This window comes from Mycobacterium sp. TH-M25 (genome assembly GCF_057473665.1).
In genome coordinates this window covers 1-14,687 of sequence record NZ_JBYCLA010000046.1, presented here as the reverse complement: position 1 = coordinate 14,687, position 14,687 = coordinate 1, and the positions used below count along the sequence as shown (strand labels likewise).

At 67.5% G+C, this 14,687-nt stretch carries 15 protein-coding genes; 8 read left to right on the top strand and 7 right to left on the bottom strand.

What is annotated here, in order from left to right:
* Window positions 1–141: 141 nt before the first annotated feature.
* From AC2VOU_RS01855 to AC2VOU_RS01845, 3 genes are all read right to left on the bottom strand, one after another.
* Window positions 142–909 (bottom strand): LmeA family phospholipid-binding protein, encoded by a 768-nt coding sequence (locus AC2VOU_RS01855; RefSeq protein ID WP_486955829.1) that lies wholly within the window; start codon window positions 907–909, stop codon window positions 142–144.
* Window positions 910–1,276: 367 nt separating this feature from the next.
* Window positions 1,277–2,236, bottom strand: a complete 960-nt coding sequence (locus AC2VOU_RS01850) for an LmeA family phospholipid-binding protein (RefSeq protein WP_486955828.1) — start codon at window positions 2,234–2,236, stop codon at window positions 1,277–1,279.
* Entirely contained in the window at window positions 2,233–3,048 is an 816-nt protein-coding gene (locus AC2VOU_RS01845; protein ID WP_486955827.1) for a carbon-nitrogen hydrolase family protein, read from the bottom strand. The genes AC2VOU_RS01850 and AC2VOU_RS01845 overlap by 4 nt, the downstream gene beginning before the upstream one ends.
* On the opposite strand from AC2VOU_RS01845, the gene AC2VOU_RS01840 reads away from it, so the two are divergent.
* The 3 genes from AC2VOU_RS01840 to AC2VOU_RS01830 all read left to right on the top strand — a co-directional run bounded on the left by AC2VOU_RS01840 (window position 3,047) and on the right by AC2VOU_RS01830 (window position 5,571).
* Window positions 3,047–3,364, top strand: a complete 318-nt coding sequence (locus AC2VOU_RS01840; RefSeq protein ID WP_486955826.1) for a hypothetical protein — start codon at window positions 3,047–3,049, stop codon at window positions 3,362–3,364. The genes AC2VOU_RS01845 and AC2VOU_RS01840 overlap by 2 nt on opposite strands.
* Window positions 3,361–5,064: a hypothetical protein gene (locus AC2VOU_RS01835; protein ID WP_486955825.1), complete on the top strand. Its 1,704-nt coding sequence runs from the start codon at window positions 3,361–3,363 to the stop codon at window positions 5,062–5,064. The genes AC2VOU_RS01840 and AC2VOU_RS01835 overlap by 4 nt, the downstream gene beginning before the upstream one ends.
* Before the next feature lie 72 nt (window positions 5,065–5,136).
* The gene (locus tag AC2VOU_RS01830) at window positions 5,137–5,571 is read left to right on the top strand and encodes an SRPBCC family protein (protein ID WP_486955824.1); all 435 of its coding nucleotides are present in this window, start codon (window positions 5,137–5,139) and stop codon (window positions 5,569–5,571) included.
* Window positions 5,572–5,580: 9 nt separating this feature from the next.
* Here the strand turns inward: AC2VOU_RS01830 and AC2VOU_RS01825 are convergent, their stop codons facing one another.
* On the bottom strand, window positions 5,581–6,087 hold the full coding sequence (locus AC2VOU_RS01825; protein ID WP_486955823.1) for a DUF2505 domain-containing protein: 507 nt from the start codon (window positions 6,085–6,087) through the stop codon (window positions 5,581–5,583).
* Between the two features lie 52 nt (window positions 6,088–6,139).
* Between AC2VOU_RS01825 and AC2VOU_RS01820 the strand changes: the two genes are divergently transcribed.
* On the top strand, window positions 6,140–7,198 hold the full coding sequence (locus AC2VOU_RS01820) for a UDP-N-acetylmuramate dehydrogenase (RefSeq protein ID WP_486955822.1): 1,059 nt from the start codon (window positions 6,140–6,142) through the stop codon (window positions 7,196–7,198).
* Window positions 7,199–7,245: 47 nt separating this feature from the next.
* Window positions 7,246–8,559, top strand: a complete 1,314-nt coding sequence (locus AC2VOU_RS01815; RefSeq protein ID WP_486955821.1) for a L,D-transpeptidase — start codon at window positions 7,246–7,248, stop codon at window positions 8,557–8,559.
* Here the strand turns inward: AC2VOU_RS01815 and AC2VOU_RS01810 are convergent.
* A complete protein-coding gene (locus AC2VOU_RS01810) occupies window positions 8,534–9,322 on the bottom strand; it encodes an SDR family oxidoreductase (protein ID WP_486955820.1) in 789 nt (262 codons plus the stop codon). The genes AC2VOU_RS01815 and AC2VOU_RS01810 overlap by 26 nt on opposite strands.
* A 195-nt stretch (window positions 9,323–9,517) precedes the next feature.
* On the opposite strand from AC2VOU_RS01810, the gene AC2VOU_RS01805 reads away from it, so the two are divergent.
* From AC2VOU_RS01805 to AC2VOU_RS01795, 3 genes are read left to right on the top strand one after another with little or no spacing between them, the layout of a single operon-like run.
* Window positions 9,518–10,816 carry an ROK family protein gene (locus AC2VOU_RS01805; protein WP_486955819.1) on the top strand — a complete coding sequence of 433 codons (1,299 nt, stop codon included), beginning with the start codon at window positions 9,518–9,520 and terminating at the stop codon, window positions 10,814–10,816.
* A gap of 35 nt (window positions 10,817–10,851) precedes the next feature.
* Window positions 10,852–12,168, top strand: coding sequence for a D-inositol-3-phosphate glycosyltransferase (gene mshA, locus AC2VOU_RS01800; RefSeq protein WP_486955818.1), 1,317 nt, complete (start codon window positions 10,852–10,854; stop codon window positions 12,166–12,168).
* Window positions 12,169–12,217: 49 nt separating this feature from the next.
* Window positions 12,218–12,757 (top strand): type III secretion system chaperone family protein, encoded by a 540-nt coding sequence (locus AC2VOU_RS01795; RefSeq protein WP_486955817.1) that lies wholly within the window; start codon window positions 12,218–12,220, stop codon window positions 12,755–12,757.
* A gap of 214 nt (window positions 12,758–12,971) precedes the next feature.
* Here the strand turns inward: AC2VOU_RS01795 and AC2VOU_RS01790 are convergent, their stop codons facing one another.
* Both AC2VOU_RS01790 and AC2VOU_RS01785 read right to left on the bottom strand, forming a co-directional pair.
* Window positions 12,972–13,766, bottom strand: a complete 795-nt coding sequence (locus tag AC2VOU_RS01790) for a TetR/AcrR family transcriptional regulator (protein WP_486955816.1) — start codon at window positions 13,764–13,766, stop codon at window positions 12,972–12,974.
* A partial coding sequence (locus AC2VOU_RS01785) for an FAD-dependent monooxygenase (protein WP_486955815.1) occupies window positions 13,767–14,687 on the bottom strand: 921 nt, incomplete at its 5' end.

The window sequence follows — 14,687 nt, the reverse complement described above, 5'->3', positions numbered from 1 at the left end:
CGGCCCGCATCGTCGCCGGGCGGGGCTGACTTGCCCGGCTCCTCCTCAGGCCGCGTGGCGGCCCGCCTCGTCGCCGGGCGGGGCTGACTTGCCCGGCTCCTCCTCAGGCCGCGTGGCGGCCCGCATCGTCGGCCGGGCGGGTTAGAGGTTGGCCAGGCAGGGGTCCTGGCTACCGCCCGCCGGAATTGTCGCGTTGGCGCTGGAGAACGTGACCTCCACACCGCTGTTGGTGACCTTGATGCTGTCGGCGTGCAGTCCCAGCGGGTAGTTCTTGGTCGCTTTCGAGGTCAGGTTGTCCAGGTCATTTTGGACTGACGTGGTCGACATGCTGGAACCCAACGCGGTCAAGCTGACCACATGCAGCGACAGGCCGTTGTTGACGATTTGCGGCTTGACGGTGGCGCTGTCGAACATGCCCTTGAGCGAAATAGTGCCCGCGCCCGGGTCGGTGGTGACGTCGCCGGTGACGAACTTGCCCATTACGGGAATGGCGTCCTGAATCGACTGCTTGATGCCATCCGAAGACCATGAGATCGTCCCGCTGATCGACCCGATCGTGCCCTGCGAGTTTGCGCTGTTGCTCAGCTTGATGTCGCGGATGTCGAAGCTGACCTTCATGCCCTTGGCCGCGCGAATCTGATTGCCCGCCGTCTGCACCGAGATGTCGGGGTAGTCCTTGGTCAGGTACTGCCACAACACCGGTGGGACGGCCGCGAAGGACACCTTGGCGCTGTCCTGCACCTCGCACTGCACCGCGTTCGCTACCTTGGTGCTGGCGACATGGCGGGCGTACAACTCACCGCCGATCGGAATCGCGATCACCAGCAGCGCGGCGATCAGCAGGATCAACAGCAGCGACGTTCGGTCGGCGAAGAAACGGCGTCCACCACCGCCTTGTGTCTCAGCCATTGCCGGGGGGGATGCCGGTCGCGCGAACCGGTTGGTCGGATCCTCATGAGCCGGCGGCGGGGGGCCGGGCTGCTGCGCCCGCGGGTTGGGCGGCATGCCGGGACGCGGCGAGTTCGGTTGCTGCGGTGGGTAATTCGGTGGTGGCACTGGCTGCTGCGGTGGGCGGCCCGGTGGTCGCCCGGGCTGCTGCGGACGCGGCACGTCTCTCGCGGAGGGCTGTTGTGGTGGGCGGCCGGGGGCAGGGATTTGCCGGGTCGGCGATTCCGACGGCGGCGGAACGCGGCGCGGCGGGAAGCCGCGGTTGGGTGGCCCGGCCGGACGGGACGGGCGGCCGCGCTGCGGCTCGTCGTGCGGGGGGCCTGGCGGGTTAGACATGAGCGAAGCAGGGGTCGTTTTGGGCTGCGGGTATCGATGCGTTCTGCGTCGAGAAGTGTGCTGACACACCATCGTTGGTGACTTGGACACTGTCGGCCTTGATGCCCAGCGGGTACTGCTTGAGCAGTGCCGCGGTGAAGGCGTTCAGCGCGGTTTGCGCGGTCTCGTGCGGGATGAGCACGCCGAGCGCGTTGACCTTGTAGACCTGCAGTGTCAGCTGGCCGTCGGAGACCTGCGGCTTGACGGTGACGGCGCCGAGCCCCATCGCACCACTGAGTTCGATCGTGCCCGTGCTTGGGTCGGTCGTGACGCTGTTGACCAGGCCGCCGATGAACGGAAGCGAGTCCTGAATGGTCTCCTGGATGCCATCCGACGTCCAGGTGATGTTGGCGTCCAGCTTGCCGATGGTGCCTTTGGAGTCGGCATTGCCGTGCAGGTCAACATTGTCAATCTCGATATCGGCCTTCATGCCCTTGGCGTTGCGGATGTTGTGTCCCGCGGTGTGAATGGTGATGTCCTTGTAGTGACCCGTCAGATGCTGCCACAGGAACGGGCTCGGCCCGAAGGATGCGGTTGCGCCGTCCTGGACCACGCACTCGGTCGCCGAGGCTACGACATGGTCGGCGCGATTGCGGGCATACATTTCACCGCCGACCAATGCGGCGATGCCCAGGGCGGCCGCGATGACCAGAACCAGCACGATCGACACCGGGTCGCCGCGGAAGCCGAAGCGGCGCTTGGGTTTTTGCTCCTCGACGGCGACGGGCGAGGTCGGTTGCTCAAATTCCGGGGTCGTCGGGTATTCCTGGACCGGTGGCGGATAAGACCGGGGAGTTGTCTGTTGATAGGAGTAGTCGGCCTGCGGCCCCGGTTGAGTGGGCGAACTCTGCTCGCCCGGGCGGGCCCACGGCGAGGACGCGTCCTGCTCCGGGGGCCCCTGAGGATTCGTCACCTGCGCGATTCTGCCTTATTGCCATGAGCAAACGCTATGTGGTTGCGCAGCACCGCGATTGTCTCGCGGGCCTTGGTCACCTGCTCCAGGTCCAGGTCGGTGACCAGCAGTTCCGGCGTGGAGCCCGCCGAGGCCAGCACCGTGCCGAACGGCGACACCACCAGGCTGCCGCCCACGCCTGTCGGCGCGCTGGAGGCCAGTGGCTCGCCGGGGTCGGCCTGTCCGGACGCGACCACGTAACTGGTGGAGTCGAGGGCGCGGGCCCGGGCCAGCAACGTCCACTGCTCGAGTTTTCCCGGTCCGCCGGCCCACGACGCGCTGACCACGATCAGCTGGGCGCCGGCGCCGGCCAGCGTGGTGAACAGCTCGGGAAAGCGGAGGTCGTAGCAGGTGGCCAACCCCACTCCCACACCGTCGACAGTGATCGCGACAGGATCGTGTCCGGGGGCGACGGTGGCCGACTCGGTGAACCCGAACGCGTCGTAGAGATGGATCTTGTCGTAGTGGACATCGGTGTCTGGCCCGACCATCAGCAGCGTGTTGCGGACCCGCCCGTCGTCGGCGGGCGTAAACATGCCGGCCACCACGGTGATGTCGGCGTCAAGCGCAATCCGACGCACTGCGTCGGCCCACGGCCCGTCGACCGGTTCCGCGATTGGGGCCAGCGGAACCCCGAACCGGCACATTGTCGCTTCCGGGAACACCACCAGCGACGCGTCGGCGCCGGCGGCCCGGCCGGCATAGTCCCGCACGGTCTGCAGGTTTTCGGCCGGATCGGTGCCGCTGAGAATCTGGGCGACCGCGATCCGCATGATCGTCAGCTTAAAGCGCGGCGGAGGCGGGCGCGGCGGGTCGCGCGTGGATGGTTTGAGCGCGATCGATGAAGTCGGCATCAACCAGGTCGGCGCGCGCTACTCTCTTCAACATATATACAATAACCTTTTGACCTCGGACCAGGGTGGTATTCGGGGGAGCTTGGGAGCCTCGGGATGGCAAAACACCGCAGCACTCGTCGAAACCCCCGACGCCGCGGCGTTGCTCGTGGCGCTGGTGCGACTCTGGTCACTGTTGTCGGCATCGGAATCGGCATCTCCCAAACTGACGAATCCACTCCCGCGCAACCGGTGAACGCGGAGACCCGCCTGCTGTCCGGTCCCAGCGACACCGGGGTCGACGCATTCACCCTTGGCTCCTTCACCCTCGATCCCTACACCACCCCACTCCTGCTGCCCCAGGAGGGCTGGGCAGCTTTCCCTGCCCCGGTCTTCCCGGGCCCGCCGGTATTCAACATCTCGGGCGGGGACTTGGACGGCATCGCCCTCGCCCCACAAAACTTCGAGGTGTTCAACTCCAGCGGGACGGAAGTCGGGACGATCGGCACTGACGGCACCATCCTGCAAGTCCTGGGGCAGGACAGTTACGAGTTCACCGTGAGCAGCTCGACGCCGGTATTGGGGGAAACCGCCGCGAATCTGCCGGCGGTGGGAACCGTCTACGACATCTTCAACGGTCTCGGCGTGGGGCTCACCGGTGGATACAGCTACCAGAATGTCTACGAGGGCACCCCGAGCGGCACCGTTGCCGACGTCCTGGTGCTGCCGACCGGCCAATACAGCCTGTCCTCGCCCGTCACGCTGCCCGGCGGGCTCGCCACGCTCAACCTCGAGTCGCTGTTGGGTCAGAACTTCACCGGTAACCTGCAGCCAGCCGACGCCTTCAGCAATCTGGTGTCGACATCGGGAGACAGCAGCATCGGCCCAGACGCCTTCACGATCAACGTGCCTGGCTTTGACTACACCCTCGACCCCTTCAGCACGCTCCTTGCCCCGGACACCTACAACGCGGTCTCGCCTCTCGCGGGCTTCGCACCACTATTTGCCGCGGGTGGCGCCCAGTTCTTCGGCATCTCTGCCGTCAGCCAAGGCTTCAACGTCTACAACAGCAGCGGCACCGAGATGGGCAGCGTCGACGCCAACGAATTTGTGCTCCACTTCCTGGGCTTGACCACCACCGAGGAAGTGGTCACCAGTCAACTGCCGCAACTGGGGTTCACCGACGCCAACCTGCCGGCAGTGGGAACGGTGTTCAGCGTGACCAACACGGCCCCGTGGAACATCCCCCAAAAGGACGAGATCTATCTCGCCACTCCGACAACATCTGCCACCGACACCACGGTGGCGTCGTACGGCACCTCGACTGTCGCGGCTCCTTTCAACCTCGACGCGGCCGGCAACGCGGAGATAAACCCGGCCAGCATCTTTGCCCCCCTGGTCGCGGAGCAACCGCAGGACGCCAGCATCCCGCCCCCCTTGCTCGGGGCCCCCGCTACGGACGCCTTCAGCATCGGCCAGACGACCTTCTACCCCGTGACGTCTCTGCTCGCAGAGGGTTACAACAACATCGGTCAAACGATGGGCGGAGCGCCGCTGATGGCCGCCTTCGGCGGGTCGGCTGCCGGCATCAGTCTGGGACCTCAAGATTTCTACTACTACACCGGCACGGGTGCGGGCGCTCAAGAAGAAGGAGAGTTGAGTACCAGTTTGTCGGTCTTGGATATCTTGTCCTTCAGCAACGCCTCGTTCACGGTCACCGGTTGTGCGAGCTTGATCTGTACGGACGCCCCGGCGAATGGCACGATCTTCGACGTGTTCAACCTGGGCGGCGGTTTCGAGAATGTCTACGAGGGCACCCCGGGCGGTTCGGTCATCGATACGCTGTGGACGCCGGCCGGGCCGCTCTTCAATTTCGACATCCCGTCACTCGATGCCGCGATACCGCTGTCTCCGCTTGACGTCATCCCCGCCGGTTTTGACGTGCCGACGCTGTGAACTTCGGCATCTTCGATCGGGCGGACGCCGGCTGGCGGATCCGTCAGGTCACCGCGATGCCAGCATGTCCCGATGATCGAGTTCATCCTTAAGCGGACGACGACGGCACCGATCGAGGCAGTATTCGACTCGCTCACCGACCACCGTGGCATCGCGAACTACGTGAAGCTTGCCCGGCGCAGCACCCTGGACCGCGAAGGGACTCCCGCCCCCAACGGGGTGGGTGCGGTGCGGCGCATCGAAGCGATCGGGCCCGCGTTCGTCGAGGAGATCATCGACTACGAGCGACCCACGCGCTACGCGTACAAAATGCTGTCCGGCGCACCCTTCCGCGATCACGTCGGCACGGTCACGCTGCGTCCGGCCGGCAGTGGAACCGAGGTCAGCTGGCATCTGCGGTCGCAACCCAAAATCCCTGGCCTGGATTGGCTTTTCACGCCGGTGATGAAGCGGGTCATCGGCGAACTGCTCAACGGTGCCGTCGATAGTGCGGAGCGCCGCGCCTAGGGGTAGCAGCTATGCGGTTTCGCCGATCCACCCGGTGGTGAAGCGTTGCTCGCGGATGAGCAGCTCGACCAGCTGGCTGCCGATGAAGTTTTCCAGCTTGCCGCCGACCAGCGGGATTTTCACCTCGACGGTAGCCCGGAATGTCAGCCTCGTGCCGCCGTCCTCCAATGACTCCAGCCTCGCGGTCCCGCTCAGCGACGCCGGCGAGTTCAGGATCGAGCCGCTGACCGCGGCCGTTGCGGTCCCCTCGACGATCGATTCCCAGCGTTCCTCGCGGCGGATGATCAGGTCGCTGCGGTGGAACTGCGTGACCACCGCAGGCATCCGGTCTGCGCGCAAGACTTGGGTGGTGACCACGTCGATCACACCCGCGTCGACCCGGATCGAATCCAGCGTCGCGTCGTCGGCGCCGGAATCGTCCAGTCGGGCAAGCCAGTACTGCTCGTCGCTGAACGCCCGCAGAACCGATTCGACGGTTTCCGCGTAGTCGGTGAACATGTCGAACGAGCGCGGCATAGCAGGTCAGGCTACCGTCAAGAGCCAGGCAACCGGGTTTGGAGGGGGCAGCGTGGGAGCGGTTTTCGCCGGTGCGCGCGTCGAAGAGGACGTATCGGTGGCGCCGCTGACCACGCTGCGGGTCGGCCCGGTCGCGTCGCGCGTGATCACGTGCACCAGCACCGGCCAGGTGGTCGCGACGCTGCGTCATCTCGACGTCGACGGGTCGGGCCCGTTGCTGGTGTTGGCCGGCGGCTCGAACGTGGTGATCTCCGACGCGCTGAGGGACCTGACCGTTATTCGGTTGGCCAACAACGATATTCGCGTCGACGGGAATCTTCTGCGCGCTGAGGCGGGCGCGGTATGGGACGACGTGGTGAGCGCGGCGATCAACGCCGGCCTGGGTGGACTGGAGTGCTTGTCCGGGATCCCCGGGTCGGCGGGTGCCACCCCGGTGCAAAACGTCGGCGCCTACGGCGTCGAGGTGGCCGACACCATCACCCGGGTGCGACTGCTCGAACGGCGCAGCGGCGACGTGCGCTGGGTGCCGGGGCAGGAACTCGGTTTCGGCTACCGGACCAGCGTGCTGAAACATTCCGATGCCGCCGTCGTTTTGGAGGTGGAGTTCGCGCTGGAGGCTTCTGGTCGCAGCGCGCCCCTGCGCTACGGCGAACTGGTGAGCGCACTCGGCGCGACCGCCGGTGAGCGTGCCGATCCTGCCGCGGTACGCGACGCGGTGCTCGCCGTGCGGGCCGCCAAGGGCATGGTGCTGGACCCGGCCGACCACGACACCTGGAGCGTCGGGTCGTTTTTCACCAATCCTGTTGTCACGCAGCAGCTTTACCAAAGTATTGCCGACCGGGCCGATCGGCCGGTGCCCAATTACCCGGCTCTGGGTGGCGTCAAGCTGGCTGCGGGTTGGCTGGTCGAGCAGGCCGGCTTCGGCAAGGGCTACCCCGACGCCGGGGCGCCCTGCCGGCTGTCCACCAAACACGCGTTGGCGGTGACCAATCGCGGCGGGGCCGGCACGGCGGAGGTGTTGGCGTTGGCCCGTGTCGTGCGCGACGGGGTCCGCGACGTGTTTGGCGTCACACTGGTGCCCGAACCGGTCCTGGTCGGCTGCTCGTTGTGAGACGCGCGCCGAATGAAGGGCGCCGTTTCCGCCGGTATCTTGATGTCGTGACCACTGAGCGGGCGCCGGTTACTCGGCGCCGAGCCCTGACCACCCTGGTGGTCGGCGTCGTCGCGCCCAATGTGCTGGCGGCCTGCTTCGGTGGGTCGACCAAGCGAGCGGACAAGGAGAAACGGCCGGCCGCCGCCGCGCTGACGTTCCGGCCGGCCGACAAGGCCACCAAGGTGCTGCCGACCGCGCCGATCAGCATCGAGGTGCGCGACGGCTGGTTCCAGCACGTTGCGCTGACCAATCCGGACGGCAAGGCCGTCGCGGGCGTGCTGAACCGGGACCGCACGCTCTACACCCTCACCGAGCCGCTGGGCTACGGCTCGACCTACACCTGGACGGGCGCCGCGGTGGGTCACGACGGCAAAACCGTCCCCGTGCACGCTGAGCTCACCACGATCTCGCCAACCAAGGTGATCGACGGTGGATTCCAGCTCGCTGACGGCCAAACCGTCGGCGTCGCGGCGCCGATCATCATTCAGTTCGACGCGCCGATCGCGGACAAGGCTGCCGTCGAGCGAGCGCTGATGATCACCACCGAGCCGCCGGTCGAGGGAAGTTGGGCATGGCTGCCCGACGAGGCGCAGGGTGCCCGGGTGCACTGGCGCAGCCGCGAGTACTATCCGGCCGGCACCAAGGTCAACGTCGATGCCAAGCTCTACGGCTTGGCTTTCGGTGACGGCGCCTACGGCAAGCAGGACATGAGCCTGAAGTTCGATATCGGGCGCAGGCAGGTGGTGAAGGCCGCAGTCTCGTCGCACCGCATCCAGGTGATCCGTGACGAGGGTGTGATCATGGACTTCCCGTGCAGCTACGGCGAAGCCGACAAGCCGCGCAACGTGACCCGCAACGGCATCCACGTGGTCAGCGAGAAATACTCCGATTTCTACATGTCCAATCCGGCCGCCGGCTACAACCACATCCACGAGCGCTGGGCGGTCCGGATCTCCAACAACGGCGAGTTCATCCACGCCAACCCGAACAGCGCCGGAGCGCAGGGCAACACCAACGTCACCAACGGCTGCATCAACCTGTCGACGGCCGATGCCGAGCAGTACTTCGCCAGTGCGATCTACGGCGACCCGGTCGAGGTCACCGGCAGCACGATCGAGCTGTCCTACGCCGACGGCGACATCTGGGACTGGGCCGTGCCCTGGGACACCTGGGTGGGCATGTCGGCGCTGCCGTCGCCGAGCGGCGCCAGGCCGTCGCCGGTGTCTATTCCACGCAGCGCGCCGGCTACCCCGCGCGATGCGCCCACGCTGTCGGGTACCCCGACGACGACCGTTAGTCCTGTGCGGCCCGGCGGTTGAACCGGCTGCCTGGCGCTTGATCGCGGGGCCGGATCACGATCTGGTCGAGGTCGACGTGCGGTGGCCGCGACGCCACGAAGCCGATCACCTCGGCGACATCACCCGCGGTCAGCGGCGTGATCCCCTGGTAGACCGCGTCGGCGCGGTCCTGGTCGCCGTCGAAGCGCACCAGCGAGAACTCCGTCTCGACCGCCCCTGGCGCAATCTCGGTGAGCCGCACCGGCTTTCCGAGTAGTTCGCCGCGCAACGTGCGGTGTAGCGCCGCCTGCGCGTGCTTGGCCGAGGTGTAGCCCGAGCCGTTGTCGTAGGTCTCCAGGGCCGCAATCGAGGTGACGGTGACGATCAGGCCGTCGCCGGAGTCGATCAGCTTGGGTAGCAGCGCGCGGGTGACCCGCAGCGTGCCCAACACATTGGTCTCCCACATCCAGCGCCAATGCTCGAGATCGGCGTCGGCCACCGGCGCCAGACCCTTGGCGCCGCCGGCGTTGTTGATCAGCACGTCGACCCGTTTCAGCCCGGCAGCCAACGCGTCTACCGCCGCGCCGTCGGTGACGTCGGCCACAACTGCGGTGCCGTCGATCTCAGCGGCCAGCGCAGTGATCCGGTCGGCCCTACGTGCCACTGCGACAACGTGAAATCCTTGCGCGGCAAGGGTTCTTGCGGTGGCATCACCGATTCCGGAGCTGGCACCGGTGACGACCGCGACCGGTTGGTCGTCGTGCCGGTGGTCACATGGTCCCGAACGCGGATCAGCGGAGGGCATCTCAACGACTCTAGTAAGCGTGCTAAATTCTTAGAGTGATCTCCAGCACCTTGTTCGGATTTTCGTCCGCGTGTCGTTGCGCGGGCTGCGTGTGTTGTTGCCGCGCACCCGGCCGCTCCTGAGCTGACGCGCCAAAGCGCTCGCGACGGTGTGCGGCTTCCAGACCGCCACCGGCCCCCGAACAAGGAATCGCACATGCGCTCGACACCTTTGACCTCCCATCAGCTCAACCCGCCCGCGGTCGTCCGCCGGCGTGGACTGGGGCACCGCCGGGTGTTGGCACCCTCGCTGCAACTCTCCGATGCCGCCGCGTCCGCGGTGTTCCGGGCCGTGCGGTTGCGCGGCCCGATCGGCCGCGACGTCATCGCCCAGGCCAGCTCGCTGTCGATTGCGACGGTAAACCGCCAGGTCACGGCACTATTGGAGGCCGGCGTCCTGCGGGAGCGCGCCGACCTGGCCGTTTCCGGGGCTATCGGGCGTCCCCGCGTGCCCGTCGAGGTCAACCACGAACCGTTCCTGACGCTGGGCATTCACGTCGGGGCCCGGACCACCAGCATCGTGGCCACCGACCTGTTCGGCCGCACCCTGGACGCCGTCGAAACTCCGACCCCACGCACCGCGCAGGGTCCGGCGCTGGCCGCGCTGGCCGACGGCGCCACGCGCTACCTGCGGCGCTGGCACCGTCGGCGCGCGTTGTGGGTCGGCGTCGCGATCGGCGGCACGGTCGACGCCGCCAGCGGTCACGTCGACCACGCCCGCCTGGGCTGGCGAGACGCGCCGGTCGGTCCGGTGTTCGCCGAAGCGTTGGAACTACCGGTGTCGGTCGCGTCGCACGTCGAGGCGATGGCGGCCGCCGAACTGCTGCTCGGCATGCGCCGGTTCGGGCCGAACTCCTCGACCAGCCTCTACGTCTACGCCCGCGAGACCGTCGGCTACGCGCTGATGATCGACGGCCGGGTGCACAGCCCGGCCAGCGGGCCGGGCACGATCACCAATCTGCCCGCGCACTCGGAATTGCTTGGCGGCTCTGGGCTGTTGGAGTCGACGGTCAGCGACGAGGCGGTGGTGGTCGCCGCGCGCCGGCTGCGTATCTTGCCGCCCCGCCGCGTCGCGGCCAGCGGCACCGTCACCGACGTGCTGAAGGCCGCCCGCAGCGGGAACCAGCAGGCCCAGGAGTTGCTCGACGAGCGGGCCCGCGTGCTCGGCGAATCGGTTGCGCTGCTGCGCGATCTGCTCAACCCCGACGACCTGGTTGTCGGCGGGCAGGCGTTCACCGAATATCCCGAGGGCATGGCGCGGGTGGAGGAGGCCTACAAGGCCCGCCTGGTGTTGCCGGCCCGCGACATCCGGACGACCGCGTTCGGTAACCGGGTGCAGGAAGCTGGTGCCGGCATCGTGTCGCTGGCCGGGTTGTACGCCGACCCGCTGGCTGCCATGCGCCGGGCCGCCTGCCCAGCGCCCGGCTACGAAGTTGACGTCGGGACACCCGCCTGACCTGGGATTCCACCGGGTACTGCAAAGATGGCCGAGTGGGTTCTTCTGATCTGACCAATCCGCGCCGCGTCGCGGTGCTGGCCGTGCACACGTCTCCGCTGGCGCAGCCCGGCGTCGGGGATGCCGGCGGGATGAACGTCTACGTGCTGCAGAGTGCGCTGCACCTGGCCCGCCGTGGCGTCGAGGTGGAAATTTTCACCCGGGCGACTGCGTCCACCGATCCGCCCGTTGCGCGGGTGGCGCCGGGCGTGCTGGTGCGCAATGTTGTTGCCGGGCCGTTCGAGGGCCTGGACAAATACGACCTGCCGACGCAGTTGTGTGCGTTCGCAGCCGGTGTGCTGCGGGCCGAGGCCGCCCATGAGCCGGGCTACTACGACATCGTGCACTCGCACTACTGGCTGTCGGGTCAGGTCGGCTGGCTGGCCCGCGAGCGGTGGTCGGTGCCGCTGGTGCACACCGCGCACACCCTGGCTGAGGTCAAAAACGCCGCGCTGGCTGAGGGTGACACTCCCGAACCGCCGCTGCGCACGGTGGGTGAACAGCAGGTTGTCGACGAGGCCGACCGGTTGATCGCCAACACTGACGACGAAGTGGCGCAACTGGTTTCGCTTCACCACGCCGACCCTTCGTGCATCGACATCGCGCATCCCGGAGTAGACGTGGAGGTGTTTCGTCCCGGTGATCGCCGGGCCGCGCGGGCCGCGCTCGGCTTGCCTGCCGACCGGGATGTGGTGGCCTTCGTCGGGCGCATCCAGCCGCTCAAGGGGCCCGACGTGTTGCTGCGTGCGGCGGCCGAACTGCCGCGGGTGCATGTGCTGGTGGTCGGCGGACCGTCGGGCAGCGGGCTGGCCGTTCCCGACGGCTTGGTTCGGCTCGCGGCCGAATTGGGTATCGCCGACCGGGTGTCGTTCTTGCCTCCCCAATCACGGGACAACCTCGCAGGCGTGTTCCGGGCCGTCGACCTGGTGGCCGTGCCGAGCTACTCGGAGTCGTTCGGTCTGGTGGCGTTGGAGGCGCAGGCATGTGGCACACCGGTGGTCGCCGCTGCGGTCGGCGGTTTGCCGGTGGCGGTGCGCGACGGCGTGACCGGCACGCTGGTGGACGGCCATGACGCCGAGAAGTGGGCGCACGCGATCGACCACACGTTGCGACTCGGCCCGCACACGCTGGGCCCGGCGGCAGTCGAGCATGCGGCGGACTTCTCCTGGGACAACACCGTGGACTCGCTGCTGGCCGGCTACCGCCGCGCGATCGGCGACTTCACCGCTCGCCGGGTCGTCCGCGGGGTCACGTCGGCGCGTTGGGCCGCGCAGGCCGGACGGCGTCCGTCGCGACGCAAGGCATGGGCATGACCGCCAACGACGATGACGCCGGTGTAGCCGGCGTGGAGGAGTGGCGACGATGACCGGCACGAACGGCGACAGCGGGGCGCCGATCACCCACGTCCAGCAATTGATCGAAGACACCCTCGACGCCAGCGAGCTGACCTACACCCGCCACGAAGGCGCGCATGGCGGACTGCCCGGGCTGATCGTCGAGTTGCCCGGCGAGCGTCGGCTCAAGACCAACACGATCCTGAGCATCGGTGAGCACTCGGTGCGCGTCGAGGCGTTCGTCTGCCGCAAGCCCGATGAAAACCACGAGGGCGTCTACAAATTCCTGCTCAAGCGCAACCGTCGGCTGTACGGCGTCGCCTACACCATCGACAACGTCGGCGACATTTATCTGGTCGGCCGGATGGCACTGGCATCGGTGGACGCGGCCGAACTCGACCGCGTGCTCGGGCAGGTCCTCGAAGCCGTCGACACCGACTTTAATACGTTGCTGGAGTTGGGTTTTCGCTCGTCGATCCAGAAAGAATGGGAGTGGCGGGTATCGCGCGGGGAATCGTTGAAAAACCTCGAAGCATTTGCGCATCTGATCGACGACGACGAAGACTAGTGGTCTCGCCCGTAAGTTCGGGGGTCATGTTCAGGCTGCGCGGGGTTGGATTGGGTTGTGTTCGCGTTGATGGTGGTCGAGCCAGGACGCGTGCACCGTGATCGCCTTTGCGCACCGAGATCGACGTTGTGGCGGCAAAGTTCGAGTAGCAGGCGCCACAACGTCGATCTCGACGCGGGGAAGGCGACTCCCCGGCCCCGACGAACTCACGCACCTAGGTCGCGACGGCCCGCAGGAAGTTGTCGGCGAACACCACGCACGCCTCGTCCAGCGGGGGTAACTCGACCTCGGGGATGCCGGCCGCTGCCGGCCGGACCATCGTGTGGACGGTGATCGGCGCCAGCATTTGCTGAATCAGCAAGGGCAGCGGCAGATCTCGGATTCTCCCGGCGGCGACTTCGGCCGCCAGCCACTGGCCCACGCTGCCCAACATGAGTGGCACGTGATGCGACAACACGGCCCGTATCGCGGGTTCGGTGGGACGGGCCAAAACCTCGGCGAGCATCGCGGGAGCCACCCGTGGCTCGCTGCTCAACACCTCGGCCAGCGACCGGTACACCCGATGCACGGTCGCGCTGAGTTCAGCGTCCGGTTCGGAGACCACCTCGTCGATATCCAGAATCGGGCTGTACCTGTCGAAGACCGCACGCATCAACTCATCTCGCCCGCCGAACACCGCGTAGAGGCTGTGCACCGAGCAATCCGCTTGTGCGGCGACCGCTTCCAACGTCGTCGTGGCGAGCCCCCGCTCACTGATCAATCGCCCGGCGGCCTGCACCGCGCGCTCGCGCACCGGCGGCCGGCCGCCGGGTTCGATCCCGGCGGCGCGCACCGCGTCGTCGAGCAATTGCCTGGAACCGTTGAGCCGTCGCACCAGGGTGCTCCGCGAGATCCCAGCCGCCCGGGCGATGGCGACCAGCGGGACGTCAGCGACGTCCCGGCCGAGGCTGTCAGCGGCTCGCAGCGCCGCATCCACCACCTCGGCCGGAACGTCGTGAGCCGTCGTCATCTAGCTCATTGTCGTCGATGCCGGGCGCGGAACCCGGCGGGCGAACGTCGGAGCGTGTTCGGGCCGCACCCCGACGCCCATCAGGTACGCGGGAATCACGGACAGCTGAGGGATCCTGGCCATGATGCGCAACGCCGTGTTCGGCATCGGCGTCGAGCCCGAATCGATCGCCCGCAGCATTGCGGCGTGAAGGCCGCGCTGCAGCGTCTGAGTGACGGTGGTCGGGAACTGGCGCCGGCGCTGCACGGCGGCCAAGTCGTCCTCGGTGAGGCGGTGCTCGCGCAGCGGCGCCGCGAGCAGTCGCGCCGCGGCGACGGCGTCCTGCACGGCCATGTTGATCCCGACGCCGCCGGCCGGGGACATGGCGTGCGCGGCATCTCCGATGCACAGCAGTCCGTCGGTGTACCAGCGGCGCAGCCGGTTGAGCCGGATGTCGAGGAGCTTGACGTCGTTCATCTCGAGGCTTTTCACCGAGTCGGACAGTTCGGGAATCGCGTCGACGATGTCGCGTCGCAGTGCCTCGATGCCGCGAGCCCGCAGTTGGGCGTCGGCGCCCTTGCGCAGGAAGTAGCCGATCTGCAAGTAGTCCTCGCGAGGGATGACGCCGAGGAACTTGCCATCCTTGAACCGGGGCAGCAGGGTGTCGCCGATACCGTCCGCCTTGGGCAGCCGGAACCACCAGATGTCGGCGCTGACCGGGTATGCACGCGGAACGAGGCCGCCATCTCGGCGGCACAGCGACCAGCGTCCGTCGCAGCCGATGGTCAGGTCGGCGCGTAGTTCGCCCGAACCCTCGGGGCTGTCATAGCGCACGCCGGCGACGCGGCCCCCGTCGTAGACCAGGCCGGTCACGTCGTGGTTCGTCCGCAGCGTGAACGTGGACTCCTGCTTGCCGGCGTCGGCGAGCAGGTCGAGCAGGTC